A 20,835-nucleotide genomic window follows, 5' to 3' on the forward strand; every position below is an offset into this window, starting at 1 on the left:
GGATCTTGAGGAATCGAGACCCGACAACTGAAAGCGCCCAGCGGGCGCTTTTTTCTTTTTGACAAAAATCAGGAGGCATCTCATGCGCAAAATTTCTTGGACCGCGTTCGCACTGGCCTGTGCGGTATTGACGGGTTGCGCCAGCAACAGCACCCAGCTTGCAGCTGTCACTGCGGCGGCTCCCGCTTCACGTGCCTCGGCTCAGTCGCCGGCGATTTGCAAGGCGATTACCGAGCCAGAAGTTGCCGCCTTGTTCGACCGCTGGAACCAGTCCCTGAAGACGGGCCGCGCTGAAAAAGTGGTGCAGAACTATGCGGCTCGCTCCATCCTGCTGCCCACGGTTTCCAACAAGCTGCGCTTGAGCGCTGCCGAGAAGGAGGACTACTTTGTTCACTTTCTGGAAAACCAGCCTGTGGGAAGCATTGACATGCGCTTTGTCGACATCGGCTGCAACACGGCGCTGGATGCGGGTCTCTACACCTTCAGCTTTGCCAAGACGGGTACCAAGGTCAGCGGACGTTACAGCTTTACCTATGGCTGGGATGGCCAGCAGTGGTTGATCACCAGTCACCATTCCTCGGTCATGCCCGGCAAGGATTGAAGCCCCGCACCTTTATGATGGCGGGCTTGCCGCACGCTGGGGCTCTGCTCCCGGCGTGTTTTTGACCGCCACTCAAGGCTTTGTGCCCGCTGGAACACCTGATGACTACCTTAGGAACGCCTCTCTCCCCCAATGCCACCAAAGTCATGCTGCTGGGCAGCGGCGAGCTGGGCAAGGAAGTGCTGATTGCGCTGCAGCGCCTGGGCGTGGAAACCATTGCGGTGGATCGTTACGAGAACGCTCCCGGCCAGCAGGTAGCCCACCATGCGCGCACCATCACCATGAGCGACCCGGCCCAGCTCAAAGCACTGATTGAGGAGGTCAAACCCGATCTGGTCGTGCCCGAGATTGAAGCCATTGCCACGCCCATGCTCGAAGAGCTGGAGGCAGCAGGCGTCATCACCTGCATCCCTACCGCCCGTGCCACGCGACTGACCATGGATCGTGAAGGTATTCGCCGTCTGGCTGCGGAAACACTGGGCCTGCCCACCAGTCCCTACCGTTTTTGCGATTCGCTGGCCGAGCTGCAAGCCGCCATTGATGGAAGCGATGGGCAGCCTGCCATTGGCTACCCCTGTGTGGTAAAGCCTGTGATGAGCAGCTCTGGCAAGGGGCAGAGCAAGATCGACGGTGCGGCCGATGTCTCTGCCGCATGGGACTACGCCATGGCCGGTGGCCGCGTGGCCAAGGGCCGCGTCATCGTCGAAGGCTTTATCGACTTTGACTACGAAATTACCCAGCTGACCGTACGTGCCAAAGGCGCTAATGGCCAGATTGAAACCCATTTCTGTGACCCCGTAGGTCACATCCAGCAGGCGGGTGACTATGTGGAAAGCTGGCAGCCCCACCCCATGCACCCGGCTGCGCTGGAAAAGTCACGCCAGGTCTCCAAGGCCGTCACCGATAACCTGGGGGGGCTGGGCCTGTTCGGCGTAGAACTGTTTGTGAAGGGAGAGCAGGTGTGGTTCAGCGAGGTCTCGCCCCGCCCGCACGACACAGGCCTGGTCACACTTGCGACCCAATGGCAAAGTGAGTTTGAGTTGCACGCCCGCGCCATTCTGGGTCTGCCGGTGGATGCCAGCCTGCGCAACCCCGGTGCCAGCGCTGTGATCTATGGCGGTCAAGATGCCGAAGGTCTGGTGTTTGAGGGTGTGGATGAAGCGCTGGCTATTTCCGGTACGGACATTCGCCTGTTTGGCAAACCCGAGAGCTTTGTGAAGCGTCGCATGGGCGTGGCGCTGGCCCGCGCTGCCGATGTGGAGCAGGCGCGTGTGAATGCGAAGTTGTCCGCCAGCAAGGTCAAGCCGCGACTGCCCTAACGCAATTGGACCGCAAAAAGGGCTTCATCAGAAGCCCTTTTTCATGAATGAAACAAGCGTTCAGGCCGGTTTGCTGGGTGTTGCAATCTCCATCGCAGAGGCTTCTTCATCGTTAGTCGCTGGCGTGCTCTCGGTGACGACCGGCATGCCGCCTTTCCAGCGGCGGATGACACGCTGAAAGATCAGGGAATTGGGAATCTGCAGCAGATTGGGCATACCCGCAGGGGCGCTGTCGTCCTGCAGCGTGATGTAGAGCATGTTGAGGTCGATCACACGCCCCTTGGCTCCGGGTTTTTCGGCGGTATCGAGCACCTCGATATAGTCGCCCAGCCTGAACGGGCTGACGGTGACAATGAGTAGTGCGCAAAAGAGGTTGGAGAGCACGCTCCAGGCGGCAAAAAAGGCAACGGCACCTACAGTGGCGAAGCTGGTAAAGGCTGTCCACAGCACGGTGGCAGACATGCCAAGACGCTCCAGTATGGCCAGAATGGCGGCGGCAATAATGATCCAGCGGAACACGCCGCGCAGCGGCATCAGCAGCTCGTGCGGCAGATCGTAGGCCTTGCCGGCGCGCAAGATGATGCGCTTGATTAGCCAGTTGATCAGCCAGGCCACGAAGATGATGAGGAAAATCTGAACCCCGGGGATCAGGATTTCAAGCCAGTCCTGCATCCATTCGGGCAGGTGCATTTGAAAACGACGCATAACCAGTCACTCAAAAAACGGGAGAGGGCAGTCCGGCGGGACTGACGAAGTAATGCGTCGATCCTAGCGTTTCTTCAAGGCAAAGCGGGTAAACGTCAATCAGGCATGCCCATAGTGAGGTGCATGCTGCAGGGGCCTCCCTGTGGCAGACGTGCTCTTCCCCTCAAGGGGACGCCGCAAAGTGGCTAGGGGGCTAGATCTGCCTTTGTTCGATGGTATCCATCTGCATCTCAAAGCTGAAGAAGCGGTTGCGCCCTTGAGATTTGGCGGCGTACAGTGCTTCGTCAGCCCGCATCAGCATGGATTCAGCGCTGGTGTTTTCATCGGGGATGCAGGTGGTGATGCCGCCAGAGAGTCAGCAGAATTTCTTCGTCCGAGCCTGCCGGGCGAATCTTGAGCAGCTTGAGCATTTGCCCCAGCGCGCGGGCAAATGTCATGGAGCCTGAGCGAGGTGTATTGGGCAGGACGAGGGCGAACTCTTCGCCCCCATAACGCGCCGCAATATCGCGCGGGCGCACGCAGACCTCGCGCAGCAGACGGCCCACTTGCCGCAGGCACTCATCGCCTTGAATGTGGCCGTAGGTGTCGTTAAAGCGCTTGAAATGATCCAGGTCGCAGAGCATCAAGGTCAGCGGCTTGCCTTCACGGCGGGCTGCTGAGATTTCGGCATGCAGCATGCGGTCCAGTCCGCGTCGATTGACGAGGCCGGTCAGTGCATCCAGCTCCACCATTTCATTGAGCTTTTGGTTGGCCAGGTGAAGCTCTGCGGATACGGTGACCAGGCGGCGGCGCATGTCCAGCAGGCGGCGCATGGCACGCAGTTTGGCAACCAGCACAATGGGTTTGACGGGCTTGACCAGGTAGTCGTCGCCACCCGCTTCAATGCCGCGCCAGACGTCCAGATCATTGTCCAGACCAGATAGGAAAATAATGGGGGTCCATTCGCCGGGCTCGGCTTCGCGCAGCTGACGGGCGACCCAGTAGCCGTCTTCACCGGGCAGGCGAATGTCCAGCAGTACCAGATCGGGTCGTTCGCTGCGAAACAGTGCCAGGGCCGAGCGTCCATTCTCGGCTTCCAGAACCTGAGTGACGCCTGCCTGATGCAATTCGGTGACCAGCGCAGCGCGCATGACAGCCTGATCTTCCACCACAAGGACGGAAAACGGCGCGCCAGATTCCGGAGAGGAAAAGCGCGCACCACTGGATTCGATGGCAGGTGAAACGAAGGATGGCAAAGCTGTCATGTGGCAGAAGATAAAACGAGGTCAGGCCAAATCTGTCAATTAGTCAGCAAGCGTGAGAAATATCTTGTTACTTTATACGCTAGTTTCAAAAAAGAATCTCAGCATAGCTGCTGAGCGACCTCAGGCTAATGCGAGGGAGGAGTGGGCCTTGCAGGCCTCGTCATGCCAGCTCACAAAAGCCTGTGCTTCAGCGCAATGAGTTGCCGCACCCACTTGAGCGAGATAGCGGCAAGCGGCGAATTGTGCAGACTGTGCCTCATAAGCATCAACCCACTGCTGGCGTGCGGCTTGATAGGCTGCAGGCAAGGGCCAGCGGCGCTCCTGAGTGGACAAACCATTCAAGTCCATGCGCCAGGGCTTGCCGCTGACGCGAGCGCGAAAGCATTGTTGCTTGGCGCAGAGTAAGGCATACAGCGGGTCAACTTCTAGCTGGCTGAAAAGGGATTGCACTTCGGGTGAACTGGAGGTGAGTGCAGTGTGGGTCACGATGACCCGAAGCCCCTTGGGCGTCTCATACACACGCAGCCCCCAGTCAGGGTGTGCTGCGGAGAAGGCCTCTACCTTTGCCAGAGCGGCCTGGGCGGGTGACAGTTGGCTGGCATTCGCGCGCAGTTGGCGGCGCGCATGAAACCACTTGCGCATGCCTGACCAGAAGATCAGGCCAATGCTGGCAATGATCAGCATCAACACCGCCAGACCCAGACTCCAGACTATCGGTGTGACCCATAGCCAAGGCAAGGCCATGGCCAGCAAAATTGTGGAGATGACGGGGAAATGGGGAGGCTTTTTTTTGTGCGGAAAGTCCAGATCCGCAATGGCCACATGCTCTGTATTAAGGCACTTTGCGCCATAGCTGTTGCGTGTCATCACGGTGGGGCCGCGCCGCTCCAGCACCTCCTCGCGAATCGGCGTGCTGCCGTTCAGCCCATATTCCCCCAGCCATTCCATGCGCTCGAAGTCTGAGGGCAGGCTGCGCTCTAGGGGGACACTGAGCGCTGCATCCAGCGCTTGCTGGGCTCGCTGCTGTGCATGAGTATGTGCATCGTGCTCGCTGCGGTCAGACCAGCCCCAGCACTGGACGGTGACCCCATGGCGAATACCTGTTTGATGGCGCAGTCGCACTTGCGCCCAGTACTGGGGAATCTGCATGTCAGGCAGTATAGCCAAGGCCTTTTCTGAAATCAGAGGGCTGCTGGGGTGGTGCACGCCACTGGGAGTGGGCGTGTTTTGTCTCTTTTACTATGGCGTTGAGAGCAATGGCTGGGTCAGTAGACGCCCATCACATTGACTTGGTGATAGTGCGCAGTCAAGGCATTACTCAATTGCAGTGCCTGTGTACGCGTGGTTTCATCGGCTTCGAGCCCCAGACCAAAAAAGTACAGGTCGTGGCTGCTGTTATCGACAAAAAAGCCCCAGACGGAGAACTAGGCCTGCGGATTGAGCAGGCTCAGAAAATCCGACTCGCTGAGATTTTGATAATAGCTTTGACCTAGGCCGATGGTCAGCGGGGAATCATTGGGCTGGAAGTTATCCGTGCCGTGTTGACGTCTGCCTAAAGTGGCGCAGGTCATCAGCATCAGCCCATCGCCCTTGAGCATACGCAGCATGTTCAACCAGGTTTTACGCCAGCCAGGGTTGTGTTCCATGGCTTCACATGAGATCACCATGTCGAAGTGATTCGCGGGGCTGCCGTAATTTTCTCCGTAACCGACCTCGTCCACACCAGGTCCTGGCCCCACATCCAGCCCTGTGTATTGGCAACCGCTGAAAAAATCCCGTACCGATCCGTTGATATTCAGGCTGCCTACTTCAAGAACTTTGCAGTCCTCAAAATGCCGGGGGGGAATTGCTTGACGCCGTCGACAAAAATTCGCTGCTGAATATGAGACATGCTGCTTTCAGGTCTGTAATCAGAAAAGGGGAAGACTGATGGGTCTCGCGATCATGGTGGGATCGCATGCACTCATCAAACACGGGGCTTGATGGTGAAACAGTATCGGGCCATGAGTACCAGACATGCAATCAGCACAGCGCTTAAAACGAAACGCCCAAGCGCGCTAGTGAGCGGCGAATGCGATGACTGTTGACCATCTGGGGTGAGCTGTGGGACATCTGCCCACCCCCTCGGTCGATGAATTCAATAAGGGTGGCGACCCTCGGGCAGATAATCGATGCCCATTGCCATGCCCAATGCGCGGCAGGCGCTGGGCATGGTGGCAGGAGTGCTGGATCAGCTTTCGCGGCGCAAAGCGGGGAACAGAATCACATCGCGGATGCTTGCGCTGTCGGTCAGCAGCATCATGAAGCGGTCAATGCCGATGCCGCAACCACCGGTGGGGGGCATGCCGTATTCCAGCGCGCGCACAAAGTCCTGGTCAAAGTACATGGCTTCGTCATCGCCGCTGTCCTTGGCATCGACCTGGGCGTTGAAACGCGCTGCCTGGTCTTCCGCATCGTTGAGCTCCGAGAAGCCGTTGCCGAATTCGCGGCCGGTGATGTAAAGCTCAAAGCGCTCGGTCACTTCAGGGCGCTCGTCATTGGCGCGGGCCAGAGGCGAGATTTCGGTGGGGTGTTCCATGATGAAGGTGGGGTTCCACAGCTTCTCTTCCACCACTTCTTCGAAGTACAGCACTTGCAGGCTGGCCAGTGTGCGGGTCGAGAGCTTGTTCTTCTCTTCCTTCATGCCCAGCTTTTGCAGGGCGTTGGTTAGCCACTCGCGGTTGGTGACGTTCTCGCCGGCTTCGGTGTACTTGACGATGGCTTCCACGATGGTCAGGCGCTCAAACGGAGCTTCCAGATCCACGGGCTTGCCGCCGTAAGTCAGCTGCAGCGTGCCCACGGCCTTCATGGCGGCGTCGCGGATCAGCGCTTCGGTGTAGTCCATCAGGTCCTGGTAGTTCCAGTAGGCCGCGTAGAACTCCATCATGGTGAACTCGGGGTTGTGTCGTACCGAGATACCTTCGTTGCGGAAGTTGCGGTTGATCTCGAACACGCGCTCAAAACCACCGACCACCAGACGCTTGAGGTACAGCTCGGGCGCAATGCGCAGGTACATCTCCTGATCCAGCGCGTTGTGATGGGTCACAAACGGCTTGGCGTTGGCGCCACCGGGGATGGGGTGCAGCATGGGCGTTTCGACTTCGAGGAAGCCGTTTTGCACCATGAAGTCGCGCAGGCCAGACACGGCCTTGCTGCGGGCCACAAAGCGCTTGCGGGCATCTTCGTCCATCATCAAATCGACGTAACGCTGGCGATACTTTTGTTCCTGATCGGCCATGCCGTGGAACTTATCGGGCATGGGGCGCAGGCTCTTGGTGAGCATGCGGATTTTGGTGGCCTTGATCGACAGCTCGCCGGTCTTGGTCTTCATCAACTGGCCTTCGACGGCGATGATGTCGCCCAGGTCCCACTTCTTGAAGTCGGCGTACACCTCTTCACCCACGGCGTCGCGGGTGACATAGGCCTGGATGCGGCCGGTGGCGTCTTGCACGGTGGCAAAGCTGGCCTTGCCCATGACGCGCTTTAGCATCATGCGGCCTGCCACGCTGACGGTGACGGCTGCGGCGTCCAGTGCTTCCGCTTCCTTATCGCCATGCTCGGCAATCAACGCTTCGGCGCGGTGCTCAGGCTTGAAGTCATTGGGGAAAGCGGTGATGCCCTGGGCCTTGGCGTGCTCGCGCAAGGCTTTGAGTTTTTCGCGGCGCTCAGCGATGAGTTTGTTTTCGTCCTGAGGGGCGGTGTTTTCTGCCGCAGAAGAGATGTTTTGTTCAGTCATGAAAAGAGAGCGCCAGCGACAAGCGCCGGTTTGAGTCCACAAGGGAGTGATGGGAGGCGGCAAGGATTGCGCAGCCCGAAAGCCGAGATTTTAAGTTTTTTGCCGAAGCAGCGGCGAACAGCCGGGCAAAGCGCTGGCTGGAACTGCGGTATGCGGCTTGTCGGCAGCGTTGGGTCATCAATAAATAATGGCAATTACTATCAAAATAAGATCTATTGGTGCTTGTATTTATTGAGGATTAGCCTGATTCTTATGAATCTGGTGCAGATGGCATGCCTGCAATGCCGCTTTGCTCGAGCATGTCTGCAATCAGCTCCAGTCGCAGCAGGGGGGCGTCCAGTGTCATAAGCTGCTGCTTGATGCGTACCGGCAGCGGCAGCATCTCCGCCCAGCGATTGGCCACCCAGGCGCAATCATGCATTTGCTCGGGTGTGGGGAGCTGGGCGTGGTCTGGGTCGTGGCCATGCAGATTAAGCAGAGCCTGTGCCAGGGCGTAAGCAGTGCTCCGTAAATGCGGGGGGACGGCGACTTTGGGGTCGGCTGGCAACATGTTCACATCGGCCACCCACAGACCGTGCGGCAGTTGCCAGCAGCGCTGAATATGAAAGCGCTGCGTGCCTTTGCATTGCAGATGCAGCAGGCCTGACTGGGGCGAGTCGAGCTGGGTGATGTGGGCCAGCACCCCTTCGGCGTGGAGCTGCTCTACCTTTGAGCCAGCCTTGCGCACTTCATGGCCCAATTGCAGCGCCACTACCCCGAAAGGGGCTCCTGCGTGCTGGCATTTTCGGACCATGTCCAGATAGCGCACTTCAAAGACCTGCAGGCTCAGCAGGCCTTCAGGAAACAGCACCGTGTTCAGAGGGAACAGGGGCAGAGAGTGCAGACTTTGTGTGTCAGTCATGGTGCGCGGCTATCATCCCACGAATAGGCGATACGTTCGCTGCATCCTGAATTGAGTCACATGCTGTTTGAAATTGTTTTGTTCTTGCTGGACGTTGTCGTCGGGTTGATCAGCGGCGCCTGCCTGCTGCGCATGTATATGCAGGCACAGCGTGTGCCCTTCGGTAACCCCGTCGGGCAGCTGGTGTTTGCCTTGAGCGACTGGATTGTGATGCCGCTGCGTAAGATCGTTCCCGCCAAAGGCCGCTGGGACAAATCAAGCCTGCTGGCTGCCTTGCTGCTGCAATTTGCGCAGGTGCTGCTGATCTGGCTGCTGCTGGGCGCCAAAAGCACGGCGCTGGCGCTGCCCTGGCTGGCCTTTTGCGGGCTGCTCAAAGTCATCCTGTCGGGGATGGTGGGCATTTTGCTGGTCTTCGTGATTCTTTCCTGGGTGCAGCCTTACTCGCCTATTTATGGCGTGCTGCAGCGCCTGTCTGACCCGTTGGTCGCCCCCATTCGCAAGGTGGTGCCCCTGATCGGCAATGTGGACTTTTCGTCGCTGATCGCCTTGATTATTCTGCAGGTGCTGCTGATGGTGCTCAACTACGTACAGGCGGGTGGGCTGGTGACGATTGCAGGACTGGTTGGGCATTGAGTGTGATGAGCTGCTGAAACAGGCATAAAAAAAGCGGCTAACGCAGACAGAATCTGCGTTAGCCGCTTTTCTTTTGATAGCGAAGTGGCTTATTCCACTGCGTCAGCAGGCAAGCGCTGCAGCATGGCCAGCGAGCTGGAGATGCGGTCGCGCAGTTCGCGGCGGTCGACGATCATGTCCACGGCCCCCTTTTCCTGCAGGAACTCGGCACGCTGGAAGCCTTCAGGCAGCTTGACACGCACTGTGGTCTCGATCACGCGCGGGCCGGCAAAGCCGATCAGGGCCTTGGGTTCTGCAATCACGATATCGCCCACAAAGGCGAAGCCAGCAGACACGCCGCCCATGGTGGGGTCGGTCAGCACGGAGATATAGGGCAGACCCTTCTTGGCCAAGCGGGTCAGCGCCGCATTGGTCTTGGCCATTTGCATCAGCGAGAGCAGGCCTTCTTGCATGCGGGCACCACCGGTGGCCGTGAAGCAGACGAAAGGTACTTTTTGCTCAATAGCGGTTTCGACGCCGCGCACAAAGCGCTCGCCGACCACGGAGCCCATGGAGCCACCCATAAAGTCGAACTCAAAGCAGGCCACAACCATGTTGATGCTCTTGACAGAGCCACCCATGACGATCAGGGCATCGGTCTCGCCGGTGTTCTCCAGCGCTTCTTTCAGGCGCTCGGGGTACTTGCGGCTGTCCTTGAACTTCAAGGGGTCGACAGGAATGACTTCCTGACCGATTTCATAGCGGCCTTCAGCGTCAAGGAAATGGTTCAGGCGCGCACGCGCACCGATGCGGTGATGATGACCGCAGGTGGGGCAGACGTTCTGGTTCTTTTCCAGATCGGTCTTGTACAGAACGGATTCGCAGCTGGGGCATTTGATCCACAGACCTTCGGGAATCTGCTGGTGGCGTTCCGTCGGGTTAGTCTGCTGGATTTTTGCAGGCAGAAGTTTTTCAAGCCAAGACATGGTGTTTCCTTTTCTGGCGCTGCTCTCAGGGCTCTTATGACCGTTGGCAGACGCTGGTGGCACATGGAGCTGGCTTGGGCCAGCTGCATGTGCAAGGGGAGCATTATGCGTCGAGTGCCTTACGCACGCCGCGCAGAAAGTCTATTGCCAGGGGCACGATTTTTTCATGCGGCTGGTTGTCGAGCAGGTCAATGATGCGGCTGCCAATGATGACGGCATCGGCCACCTGGCCTACGGTCTGGGCGGTCTGGGCGTCGCGAATGCCAAAGCCCACGCCCACAGGGATGCTCACATGCTTGCGAATACGGGGCAGCATGGCTTCCACCGCCGCAGTGTCGAGTGCGCCGGAGCCGGTCACGCCCTTGAGCGAGACGTAGTAGACATAGCCGGTCGCCACGCGGGCCACTTGCTGCATGCGTTCATCGGTGCTGGTGGGGGCAAGCAGGAAGATGAGGTCCATGTCGCGGGCTTTGAGCTTGGCGGCAAACTCTTCGCATTCCTCAGGTGGGTAGTCCACGATGAGAATGCCGTCCACGCCAGACTCGCTGGCGTGATTGACGAAGGCGTCTTCACCGTGAATCTGGTCGTAGCGCTCGACCGGGTTGGCATAACCCATGAGCACCACGGGGGTGGTCTGGTCCTTTTTGCGGAACTCGGCCACATAGGCCAGCACCTGGGCCAGGCCCACGCCGTTGGCGATAGCCTTGTCACCCGCACGCTGAATGGTGGGGCCGTCGGCCATGGGGTCGGAGAAGGGCACGCCCAGCTCGATCACGTCAGCGCCAGCTTCCACCATGCCGTGCATGAGGGAAGGGGTGATGGCGGCAAAGGGAAAACCAGCGGTCACATAAGGAATCAGCGCCTTGCGGCCTTCTTCCTTGAGTTTGCTGAAGGTGTCGGAAATTCGGCTCATAACTTGTTGCTCCCACCTGCGGCTGCCTTGGCCGCATCGTGGCCGGGCGCACCCTTGACGGTGAGGCCGCGCATGGATGGACGGTCAAAATATTCGGCACCCGACAGGTCTGCCACGGTGCCAATGTCCTTGTCGCCGCGGCCAGAGAGGCTGATGAGAATGGACTGGTCGGTGCGCATGGTCTTGGCCAGTTTCATAGCGTAGGCCACGGCATGGCTGGATTCCAGAGCGGGGATGATGCCTTCGGCACGGCACAGATAGTGGAAGGCGTCCAGCGCTTCGGTGTCGGTAATGCCCACGTACTGGGCGCGACCGATTTCCTGCAACCAGGCGTGCTCAGGGCCCACGCCGGGGTAGTCCAAACCGGCACTGATGGAGTGGGTTTCCAGAATCTGGCCGTTGTCGTCCTGCATGATGAAGGTGCGGTTGCCGTGCAGCACGCCCGAGCTGCCTTTTTGCAGCGATGCCGAGTGCTTGCCGGTTTCCAGACCTTCGCCAGCGGCTTCTACGCCGATCAGCCGGGTGTTTTCAAACGGGATGTAGGGGTAGAAGATACCCATGGCATTGCTGCCGCCGCCCACGCAGGCCACCACCGCGTCGGGCTGCTGCTCAGGGCCCAGAAACTCGGGCATCTGCGTCAGGCACTCGTCGCCAATGACCTTCTGGAAGTCGCGCACCATCATGGGGTAGGGGTGCGGGCCTGCTACCGTACCGATGATGTAGAAGGTGTTGTCCACATTGGCCACCCAGTCCCGCATGGCTTCGTTGAGCGCGTCTTTCAGCGTCTTGCTGCCGGACTCGACGGGAATCACAGTGGCGCCCAGCAGCTTCATGCGGTAGACGTTGGGGCTTTGGCGCTTTACGTCTTCTGCACCCATGTAAACGATGCATTCCAGACCGTAGCGTGCGCAAATGGTGGCCGTAGCCACGCCATGCTGGCCCGCGCCCGTCTCAGCAATGATGCGCGGCTTGCCCATGCGCTTGGCGAGCATGGCCTGGCCAATCACGTTGTTGATCTTGTGCGCGCCGGTGTGGTTGAGGTCCTCACGCTTCAGATAGATCTGAGCGCCACCCATTTCGCGCGACATGCGGTCTGCGTGATAGACGGGCGAAGGGCGACCCACATAGTGGGCCAGCTCGGACTGGAATTCAGCGATGAATTCAGGGTCGTTTTGGTACTTGGCGTAGGCGTCGCGCAGCTCGACAAGAGCGTGCGTCAGGGTCTCGCTGGCGAAGCTGCCGCCGTAGCGGCCGAAGTGGCCTTGGACGTCGGGGTATTGGTATTCAAACATGTGTCAGTCTGCAAAATTTGTGCATCAGCTGCGCGTACGGCAGCCATGAAGCGGTGAATCTTGTGGGCATCCTTGATGCCTTTGAGGGGCTTGCCATCGGGGCCATCGGCCTCGACGCCCGAGCTCACATCAATGGCAAGCGACAGCCCGCGAGGGCGTACTTGCAAGATGCCATCGGTCACGTTTGCAGGCGTGAGTCCACCAGACAAAACGAGGTGAGAGTCGACGCTTGTTGGCAGAAGTGACCAATTGAATGCTTTTCCGCCGCCGCCATAACCGTCGACATGGGCGTCGAGCAATATGGCCTGGGCTTTTGAATAACGTTGTGCGTATTCTACGAGGTCAAAATGCGCCGCATCATCCCCTAGGGGTATGCGGGCAGCCCGCAGCCAGGGTTGCACGCCCCGGGTGGCGACTTCGCAGTCCTCGGGTGATTCATCACCATGAAATTGCACGCAAGCGTTTGGTATCTCTGCGCAAGCAGCTATGACATTGCTAGCAAGTTCATTCACAAAAAGCAAAACAGGTGTGACAAACGGCGGCAGGCGTCTGGCCAGCTCCGCCGCGCGTTGCAGCGTGACGGCGCGGGGGCTTGGGGCGTAGAGCACAAAGCCGATAGCGTCAGCTCCTGCCGCGACGGCTGCGTCTACATCTTGCTCGCGGGTCAGGCCGCAGATCTTGATCCGGGTTCGGTTCATGGCAACCAGTCAAAGCCCACCGTACGGGTGGGTAGACCCCATTTTTCATCGTAGATGGGGCCGAGGAAGTAGAGACCATCCGGCGAAAACGTGGGTGCAGCAGCATCACGCGCGCGGGCTGCAAGCACGGTTTTCATCCATTCAGGCGGATATTGGCCCTGACCAATGGCAATCAGGCAGCCCATGATGTTGCGCACCATGTGGTGTAAAAAAGCACTGCCATCAAACTCGAAGCGCCAGTAGCAGCACTCCATGGGCTCGGTATCACCAGGGCGCATGGAGCTGGCTGCCGCTTCGCGAGAGCCGCCGCTGGTCATGCGACGGGTGACGCGTATGTCGTACAGGGTCTTGACCGGCGTCTTGGCCTGACAGCCTGAGGCGCGGAAAGACGAGAAGTCATGCTCGCCCACCAGATACTGTGTGGCTTTTTGCATGGCCTCGCCATCGAGTGGATAGAACATCCAGCCCACGCGGCCCGCTTCTACGCTGGGGCGCACGGGCGACTGCATCAGCACATAGGCATAGCGGCGGCCCGTGGCGCAATAGCGTGAGTGAAATTCTTCAGACACGGGCTGCGCCCATTGCACGGCAATGTCAGCGGGCAAAAAGGTATTGGTGCCGCGCACCCAGGAGTAGGGGGCACGGTCCAGCTCAGTATCAAAGTGCACGACTTGCATCAGGCCATGAACACCGGCATCGGTGCGGCCTGCGCAAATTGTGGACACTTTTTCAGCAGCAAAGCGGCCCAAGGCCGCTTCGAGTTTGTCTTGTACGGTGTTGCCGGAGGACTGGCTTTGCCAGCCCTGGTAGGCCTGACCGTTGTAGCTTACGCCAAGAGCTATGCGCATGGCATGGCTCCCGGCGTGGGGGGGGAACGCATCAAATCAATTAACCAATCTGAGAGAGCAGGCTTTGAGCCTTGGCTTTGAGATCGCCATGGGCTTCGGCGATCACTTCCTCTATGAGTGTACGCGCTCCGTCACTGTCGCCGATGGCATTGAACTCTTCGGCCAAAGCGAGCTTGGTTGCCAGCGGGTCTTCGGGTTCAGCAGGCGAAGCGACGGTGCCAAGATCCACTGCATGGTTGGGCGTGCCCAGGTCCAGCGACAAACCACTCAGGTCAAAAGTGGGTTCGGCTTTTTGGTCACTGATGGCGTGGGTGCTGACGGCATCCATCGGCAGTTGCAAGGTCATGGCTTCGGTGCTGTGACTTTCTTCCTCGGACGCAGCGTGGTGAGCGGTCAGTTCAGCGCGGGAAGTGTCTTTGTCTTCCGTGCTTTCAGTAGCGGACTGAAGCGGTAGAGTAAAGCTGTCGAGGTCAAACTCCAGAGCATTTAGCGAGCCTTGTTCGATAGGTGCAGCGACAGGCGACGCTTCAGGAGCAGGGGCTTGCGATGCGGTGGCGGGCAGGCTGAATGAGGCCAAGTCATCCAAATCTAGGCTCAGGCCATTGTCTGCGGCATGTGCAGGGCTTGCTGGCGTTGCAGCAGGCGCCTCCCATTGCGCCAGTGAGGCGAAGTCTTGCTCGCTGGGCTGCTGGGCTGCAGGCGTTGCGGCAACGGGTGCTGCCGCTGGCGACAGGCCGCCGGGCAGATCCAGGTCCATGTCGAAGTCCAAGCCTGCGGGCTGAGTAGGAGGACCTTCGCGGTCAGCCTCCTTGGCAGCAGCCAGTGCCGAGCCAAAGGCGACAGCAGCAGTGCCCGCTGTCAGGGCCGAGGCTGGGTCGGTGGGGCTGAAGGCATTGCTCATGCTCGCAGCTGCATCGGAGTGACGGGTCTGGGGCGAACCACCGGGTTGGTACAGCGCGTTGTCAGGGTCGAGGATTCGGCCCTGATCCGCCAGGCGCTGCCATTCTGGGCCCTTGCCCTGAGTCAGCCCGTAAAGATTGTTTGCGACAGATGCATAGGCCATGCGGTCATGGCGTTTGGCATAGATTTCGGCCAGCTTTTGGTGCAGAACCAGACGGTTGGGGTCGGTACGCAGCGCTTCCTTGAGGATTTCTTCGGCCTGAAGGTCACGGCCATATGCCAGATACACATCAGCCTCGGCCAATGGGTCCACGTCACCGGCATCCAGCTGGCTGGGTGAGTACTGCATGGACTGAGCCGACAGCTGACTGCTGTTGGTCGTGGTGTCCACGCGCTGGCCACCGCTGGCACCAAAGAAGGAGTCTGCGGAAAGCTGGCTGTCACCCAGCGTGCTGTCTGCGCCGGCGGCCGCTGCCTTGCGGCGTTGCATGACTCGGTAGCCACCGTAGCCCAGCAGCAAGGCGAGCAAGGCTGCTCCGGCCAGAGGGATGCTGGGGTCGTCCATCAAACCATCGATAAAACTGGGTTCTTCAGGTGCAGCAATGGGTGCTGCAGCTGGTTTAGGAGGCGCCACCGGTGCTGGTTGTGCCGCTGCTTCTGCGGGCGCAGCCTCTGGGGTTCTCTCTCCACCTTCTGCTGGTGCGTTGGCGGTATCAACGGGCTTGGCTGCTTCAGGCGCTGCAGCTTCGGCGGAGGCCGTAGCTGTAGGAGCGGGTGCAGCAGGTGGCACTGCAGCCGCTGCCGTATTGGTGGTTGCTGTAGTGGCGGAGGGTACGCCCAGGCCAGGGGCTTGTGGCGCTGCTGCAGCCGCTGTGGCTGCCGGGCTGCCTGCAGGCTTGGTGGCGGCTGCAATCTGGCTCAGTTCTGCCATATTGCGTTTGAGCTCATCAGCGCGAGCCGCCTGATCGGCAGTCTGCTTTTGCTGCGCCAGTTGTTCGTCTGCGGCAGTGCTCTTGACTGTGCCCTTGGATAGGGTCAGTTTGTCTGGCGCTGCAGTGCTGGGCTTGGCATCCTCGACATGGGCCTGAACCTGACCGGATGCGCTGCGCGACGCGGCCTCGACCGTGGCCACAGGTGCTACGCCAGCCAGTTGACGGCGAAACTGATTGAAGTCCTGCGACTGGGCTGCCATGATCTGGCGCGCTTCCTTGACGGAAGTGGACTGAGTCGCTGCTTCGTCGGGCAACTGAACCACGGCGCCACTGCGCATGCGGTTGATGTTGCCGTTGATGAACGCTTGTGGGTTGCTGCGCAGCATGGCGACCAGCATTTGATCCAGCGAAACGCCTGCAGGCTTGTATGCGGCAGCAATACGGCCGGCGGTATCGCCGGCCTTGACGCGAACCTCCCCCTTAGTGCTGGAAGGCGTTGCTGCAGCGGTGCCGGTCTTGCGTTGAGGCTTGGCCGATGTGCTGTCTAGATCGCGGTCATTGCGCAGGTCGCGGCCTGCTGCAACCACAGGGGCAGACGCGGGGCGACTTGCTACCGCAGGGCGGGCTGGCATCTCAGCAGGAGCAGCCTGGGCCACTGTTGTCGGCGCAGGTGTCGGGCGACGCGATGTGGGGGGGTCCAGCAGCAAGGTGTAGTTGCGCTGCAGCTTGCCAGAGGCCCAGTTGGCATCAATCACAAGGTCCACAAAGGGATCGTTAACTGGCTGGAAGCTGCTCAGCTGCAGCACAGTCGAGCCATTGGAGCGCTTCTGGACCTTGACGCGAACAGTGTTGGCGGTACCTGAGTACTCCATGCCCTGCGCGCGGAACGCCGCAGGTGATGCCACGGCGGCTTGCAGGCTATCGGCTTCGGCAGCGCTGAGCTGAGGAATCTCGACCTCTGCACGCAAAGGCTCTCCCAGAGCCGACTGGACCGTGATACGACCCAGTGCCAATGCCCATGCATCGGTGGCCGACAGGCTAGACAGAGCGAGGGTGGCTGCGGCGAGCGCAGAGAGTTTCCAGCGTTGCATATGGCATCAAACTTGATTTGTGCAGCCAACAGCCCTTTTTGTTATTAGCCGGGTTTGTGGCTGCGGTGCACATGTAAATTGAAAAATCCAGTAGTCAATGAGCGGCTCATTGACATGGGGACACTGCATGCATTGTCAACGACGCTATTGCATTGCGAGCAAAAGCAGGCTTGACAAGGCGCGCAATTGTTGTCGATTGGCAACGAGATGCAAATTAATCTAGGTTCATTCACAGTCTTTGTTCAGCGAAATAAGCCGAAAAGCCTGAGCTAACCCAAGGCGCGGACATAAAAAAGCGCCAGACATCACCAGGATGACATGGCGCTTTTCACGCGATCAAGCCGCTTAGCGGCTTGATCACGGTTGGGATTAATCAGCCAGCAAGATGCGCAGCATGCGGCGCAGGGGCTCGGCAGCGCCCCACAGCAGCTGGTCACCAATCACGAAAGCCGACAGGTACTCGGGGCCCATGTTCAGCTTGCGCACGCGGCCTACTGCAACTTCCAGACCACCGGTGGTAGCCGCAGGCGTCAACTCCTTGACGGTTTCTGCGCGGTCGTTGGCCACAAACTTCACCCAGGGGTTGCCGCCCTTGATCAGCGCTTCGATCTCTTCAAGAGGCAGATCCTTCTTGAGCTTCAATGTCAAAGCCAGCGAGTGGCAGCGCATGGCGCCAATGCGCACGCACAGGCCATCCACGGGAATGGTGGCTTCGGTGCCCAGAATCTTGTTGACCTCGGCCTGGCCTTTCCACTCTTCCTTGGACTGGCCGTTAGGCAGTTGCACATCGATCCAGGGGATCAGGCCGCCAGCCAGAGGGGCACCAAAGAATTCGGTGGACACTTCTTCACGGATGGTGATGGCCACCTTGCGGTCGATTTCCAGAATGGCGGAAGCAGGCGTTGCCAGCTCTGTGGCCACGGCAGCGTGGACCACACCCATGCCCTTGAGCAGTTCGCGCATGTGGTTGGCACCACCACCCGAGGCGGCCTGGTAGGTCATGGAGGAAACCCACTCCACCAGGCCGGCCTTGAACAGACCGCCCAAACCCATCAGCAAGATGGAGTTGGTGCAGTTGCCGCCAATCCAGTTCTTGCCGCCCGCAGCCAGCTTGGCCTTGATCAGGTCGTCGTTGACGGGGTCCAGCACGATGACGGCGTTGTCTTCCATGCGCAGCGAAGAGGCGGCGTCAATCCAGTGGCCGTTCCAGCCCGCAGCGCGGATCTTGGGGAACACTTCCTTGGTGTAGTCGCCGCCCTGGCAGGTGATGATGACGTCGCACTTTGACAGCTCGGCGATGTCGTTGGCATCCTTGAGCTGGGTGTGGACCGTCGCCATGGCCGGGGCCTTGCCGCCGGCATTGGAGGTGGAGAAGAACACAGGCTCGATCAGCTCGAAGTCGCCTTCGGCTTGCATGCGGTCCATCAGCACGGAGCCGACCATGCCGCGCCAGCCCACCAAACCTACCAGTTGCTTGCTCATTTGAAACGCCCTTTCAGTATTGAAAACAGTAGCTTTTGACTGCTTCGTCCGGCTCGTCTGGCCGGAAGGGGCGCACGACGAACCGGGCTGGGTCAGCCTGTAATCGTCTTAATGGTGATTGCGCACGCGTCCACACCGGCTTGAGCAGCAGGTGTTGTGGTTTCAGTGATGAAAGGGCGTGTGGCAAACATGACAGTCGTGATTCTAGCCAATGAGTGGAAACCTCAGTGTGTCAGAATCAATGAATTATTTGGTCACTTCGTCAAAAAAATGAATAAAATTTTGACGTTTTGTTGGTTGGTGAATGGATTTTCAAGGCGTTATGCGCTGAAGATCGCGCCGGGTCTGCTTTCTGGTCGGTGCAGCCGTGCAGAAAAGTCCGAGTATTGCCGGACTGGCCTGGATGCGGATTTGAGCTACTTGCCTTGAAACCGCCGGATGGATGAACCTCCATCCGGCTTGAATGCGGGTGCCTGAACCAATTCGGCTCAGGCCTTGTGCATCAGGCTTGCAGCGCCTTGACCACGGCGTCGCCCATCTGGCTGGTGGAGACCTTGGTCGTGCCTTCGCTGTAGATATCAGCGGTGCGCAGGCCGTCGGCCAGTACCTTCTGGACGGCGGCTTCGATCTTCAAAGCGGCTTCTTCCATACCCAGGCTAAAGCGCAGCATCATGGCGGCCGACAAGATGGTGGCCAGGGGGTTGGCGATGCCCTTGCCAGCAATGTCGGGGGCCGAGCCGTGGCTGGGCTCGTACAGGCCTTGCTTTTTGTCGTTCAGGCTGGCCGAAGGCAGCATGCCGATGGAGCCGGTCAGCATGGAAGCTTCGTCGGACAGAATGTCGCCGAACATATTGCCGGTCACCACCACGTCAAAGCGCTTGGGTTCTTTGACCAGTTGCATGGCGGCGTTGTCTACGTACATGTGGTCCAGGGCCACATCGGGGTACTGTTTGGCGACTTCGGTGACCACGTCCTTCCACAGCTGGAAGGTTTCCAGGACATTGGATTTGTCCACGCTGGTCACACGCTTGTCGCGCTTCTGGGCGGCCTGGAAGGCGACATGGGCAATACGCTCGATCTCGGGGCGCGAGTAGCGCATGGTGTCAAACGCTTCTTCGCTGCCGGGGAAGTGACCATCGGGAGCCACGCGGCGGCCACGGGGTGCGCCGAAATAGATGTCACCGGTCAGTTCGCGGATGATGAGGATGTCCAGACCTGCCACCAGCTCGGGCTTGAGGCTGGAAGCATGGGTCAGTTCCTTGTAGCAGATGGCGGGGCGGAAGTTGGCGAACAGGCCCAGTGCCTTGCGCAGGCCCAGAATGGCTTGCTCGGGGCGCAGAGGGCGGTCCAGCGTGTCGTACTTCCAGTCGCCCACGGCACCGAACAAAATGGCATCGGCTTCTTGCGCCAGCTTCAGTGTGGCGGGGGGCAGAGGGTGGCCGGCGGCTTCGTAGCCAGCGCCGCCCACAGGAGCGGTTTCCATCTCCAGACCCAGATTCAGGACTTCGAGCACCTTGACGGCTTCTGCAATGATTTCGGGGCCAATGCCATCACCGGGCAAAACTGCAATCTTCATGATGTTCCTTTGATTAATTTGATAGCTAGCAGCGCTTGATATTCATAGATTTCATATTGAATACTGTTTGATATCCAATAAAAACAAGCACTTGTAGCTCACTTCTTGATATTTTTACTTTAGGTCCAAGCGGCTTGCATCCCTCAACTGCGTGAGATGAACAATGCCAGTGTGGGCATTGCCTCAGCCCCGGCGCGACCCAGCTAAGGGCATCGAGCAAGGGCCGCCCCGCAGCACAGATGCCGTCCCCCTCCCGAAGAGAGAGGGGGGAGGCCGCAAAGCGGCTCAGGGGGTTACTTCTGAATCAGCGTATGTGCCAGCCAGGGTTTTTGCGCCAGACGCTCGGCTTCAAAGGCTTTGATCTTGTCGGCATGGCGCATGGTCAGGCCGATATCGTCAAAGCCGTTCAGCAAGCAGTACTTGCGGAAGGCGATGACGTCGAAGGGAATCTCTTCGCCTTGTGGACGAACGATGACCTGACGCTCCAGGTCAATGGTCAGCTCATAGCCGGGGAAGGCCGCCACTTCATTGAACAGCTGCTCAATCACGGCTTCGGGCAGCACGATGGGCAGCAGGCCGTTTTTGAAGCTGTTGTTGAAGAAGATGTCGGCAAAACTGGGGGCGAGAATGGCGCGGAAGCCGTACTGGTCCAGTGCCCATGGCGCGTGCTCGCGGCTGGAGCCGCAGCCGAAGTTCTGGCGAGCGATCAGCACGCTGGCACCCTTGTAGCGCGGCTGGTTCAGCACAAAGTCGGGGTTGGGTTTGCGCGAGGACTCGGGCTGGCCGGGTTGGCCGGGCTGGTCCAGATAGCGCCACTCGTCAAACAGATTGGGGCCGAAGCCGGTTTTCTTGATCGACTTCAGAAACTGTTTGGGAATGATGGCGTCGGTGTCAACGTTCTCGCGGTCCATGGGGGCAACGAGGCCCTTGTGCACGGTGAATTTTTGCATGGCGTGATTC

General features: G+C 59.3%; 17 protein-coding genes and 1 pseudogene. 3 read left to right on the forward strand and 15 right to left on the reverse strand.

Annotated elements, in window-relative coordinates; translation table 11 throughout:
- Positions 1 to 82 precede the first annotated feature (82 nt).
- A complete protein-coding gene (locus tag HF327_RS11080) occupies positions 83 to 601 on the forward strand; it encodes a DUF4440 domain-containing protein (RefSeq protein ID WP_169108280.1) in 519 nt (172 codons plus the stop codon).
- 101 nt (positions 602 to 702) lie between these two features.
- A complete protein-coding gene (purT, locus tag HF327_RS11085) occupies positions 703 to 1,920 on the forward strand; it encodes a formate-dependent phosphoribosylglycinamide formyltransferase (RefSeq protein ID WP_169108281.1) in 1,218 nt (405 codons plus the stop codon).
- A gap of 60 nt (positions 1,921 to 1,980) precedes the next feature.
- Here purT and HF327_RS11090 read toward each other — a convergent pair whose 3' ends face one another.
- The 6 genes and pseudogenes from HF327_RS11090 to HF327_RS11115 all read right to left on the reverse strand — a co-directional run bounded on the left by HF327_RS11090 (position 1,981) and on the right by HF327_RS11115 (position 8,545).
- On the reverse strand, positions 1,981 to 2,625 hold the full coding sequence (locus tag HF327_RS11090) for a mechanosensitive ion channel family protein (protein WP_198460468.1): 645 nt from the start codon (positions 2,623 to 2,625) through the stop codon (positions 1,981 to 1,983).
- Positions 2,626 to 2,818: 193 nt separating this feature from the next.
- Positions 2,819 to 3,869 (reverse strand): annotated as a pseudogene (locus HF327_RS11095) (GGDEF domain-containing response regulator).
- Between the two features lie 120 nt (positions 3,870 to 3,989).
- The gene (locus HF327_RS11100) at positions 3,990 to 5,036 is read right to left on the reverse strand and encodes a hypothetical protein (protein WP_236024142.1); all 1,047 of its coding nucleotides are present in this window, start codon (positions 5,034 to 5,036) and stop codon (positions 3,990 to 3,992) included.
- 257 nt (positions 5,037 to 5,293) lie between these two features.
- The gene (locus tag HF327_RS11105) at positions 5,294 to 5,590 is read right to left on the reverse strand and encodes a methyltransferase domain-containing protein (RefSeq protein WP_169108282.1); all 297 of its coding nucleotides are present in this window, start codon (positions 5,588 to 5,590) and stop codon (positions 5,294 to 5,296) included.
- A gap of 509 nt (positions 5,591 to 6,099) precedes the next feature.
- Entirely contained in the window at positions 6,100 to 7,644 is a 1,545-nt protein-coding gene (gene lysS / locus HF327_RS11110) for a lysine--tRNA ligase (RefSeq protein WP_169108283.1), read from the reverse strand.
- A 250-nt stretch (positions 7,645 to 7,894) separates the two neighbouring features.
- Entirely contained in the window at positions 7,895 to 8,545 is a 651-nt protein-coding gene (locus HF327_RS11115) for an LON peptidase substrate-binding domain-containing protein (protein ID WP_169108284.1), read from the reverse strand.
- Positions 8,546 to 8,605: 60 nt separating this feature from the next.
- Here HF327_RS11115 and HF327_RS11120 point away from each other — a divergent pair, with 60 nt between their 5' ends.
- A complete protein-coding gene (locus HF327_RS11120; RefSeq protein ID WP_169108285.1) occupies positions 8,606 to 9,178 on the forward strand; it encodes a YggT family protein in 573 nt (190 codons plus the stop codon).
- 89 nt (positions 9,179 to 9,267) lie between these two features.
- Here HF327_RS11120 and accD read toward each other — a convergent pair whose 3' ends face one another.
- The 9 genes from accD to leuD all read right to left on the reverse strand — a co-directional run bounded on the left by accD (position 9,268) and on the right by leuD (position 20,825).
- The gene (gene accD, locus HF327_RS11125) at positions 9,268 to 10,143 is read right to left on the reverse strand and encodes an acetyl-CoA carboxylase, carboxyltransferase subunit beta (RefSeq protein WP_099738211.1); all 876 of its coding nucleotides are present in this window, start codon (positions 10,141 to 10,143) and stop codon (positions 9,268 to 9,270) included.
- Positions 10,144 to 10,246: 103 nt separating this feature from the next.
- Positions 10,247 to 11,056: a tryptophan synthase subunit alpha gene (gene trpA / locus HF327_RS11130; protein ID WP_169108286.1), complete on the reverse strand. Its 810-nt coding sequence runs from the start codon at positions 11,054 to 11,056 to the stop codon at positions 10,247 to 10,249.
- Complete coding sequence (gene trpB / locus HF327_RS11135; protein WP_169108287.1) at positions 11,053 to 12,348, reverse strand: tryptophan synthase subunit beta; 1,296 nt, start codon at positions 12,346 to 12,348, stop codon at positions 11,053 to 11,055. Before trpB ends, trpA begins: the two co-directional genes overlap by 4 nt.
- Positions 12,273 to 13,046 carry a phosphoribosylanthranilate isomerase gene (locus HF327_RS11140; RefSeq protein ID WP_198460469.1) on the reverse strand — a complete coding sequence of 258 codons (774 nt, stop codon included), beginning with the start codon at positions 13,044 to 13,046 and terminating at the stop codon, positions 12,273 to 12,275. The genes trpB and HF327_RS11140 overlap by 76 nt, the downstream gene beginning before the upstream one ends.
- A complete protein-coding gene (truA, locus tag HF327_RS11145) occupies positions 13,043 to 13,894 on the reverse strand; it encodes a tRNA pseudouridine(38-40) synthase TruA (protein ID WP_169108288.1) in 852 nt (283 codons plus the stop codon). Before truA ends, HF327_RS11140 begins: the two co-directional genes overlap by 4 nt.
- Before the next feature lie 40 nt (positions 13,895 to 13,934).
- Positions 13,935 to 16,817 (reverse strand): FimV/HubP family polar landmark protein, encoded by a 2,883-nt coding sequence (locus tag HF327_RS11150; RefSeq protein WP_169108289.1) that lies wholly within the window; start codon positions 16,815 to 16,817, stop codon positions 13,935 to 13,937.
- Positions 16,818 to 17,186: 369 nt separating this feature from the next.
- Entirely contained in the window at positions 17,187 to 18,299 is a 1,113-nt protein-coding gene (gene asd, locus HF327_RS11155; protein ID WP_169108290.1) for an aspartate-semialdehyde dehydrogenase, read from the reverse strand.
- A gap of 502 nt (positions 18,300 to 18,801) precedes the next feature.
- The gene (leuB, locus tag HF327_RS11160; RefSeq protein ID WP_169108291.1) at positions 18,802 to 19,875 is read right to left on the reverse strand and encodes a 3-isopropylmalate dehydrogenase; all 1,074 of its coding nucleotides are present in this window, start codon (positions 19,873 to 19,875) and stop codon (positions 18,802 to 18,804) included.
- Between the two features lie 293 nt (positions 19,876 to 20,168).
- Positions 20,169 to 20,825 carry a 3-isopropylmalate dehydratase small subunit gene (gene leuD, locus HF327_RS11165; RefSeq protein ID WP_169108292.1) on the reverse strand — a complete coding sequence of 219 codons (657 nt, stop codon included), beginning with the start codon at positions 20,823 to 20,825 and terminating at the stop codon, positions 20,169 to 20,171.
- Positions 20,826 to 20,835: the final 10 nt, after the last annotated feature.

Source organism: Comamonas suwonensis, from assembly GCF_012844455.2.
GTDB lineage: Bacteria > Pseudomonadota > Gammaproteobacteria > Burkholderiales > Burkholderiaceae_C > Comamonas > Comamonas suwonensis.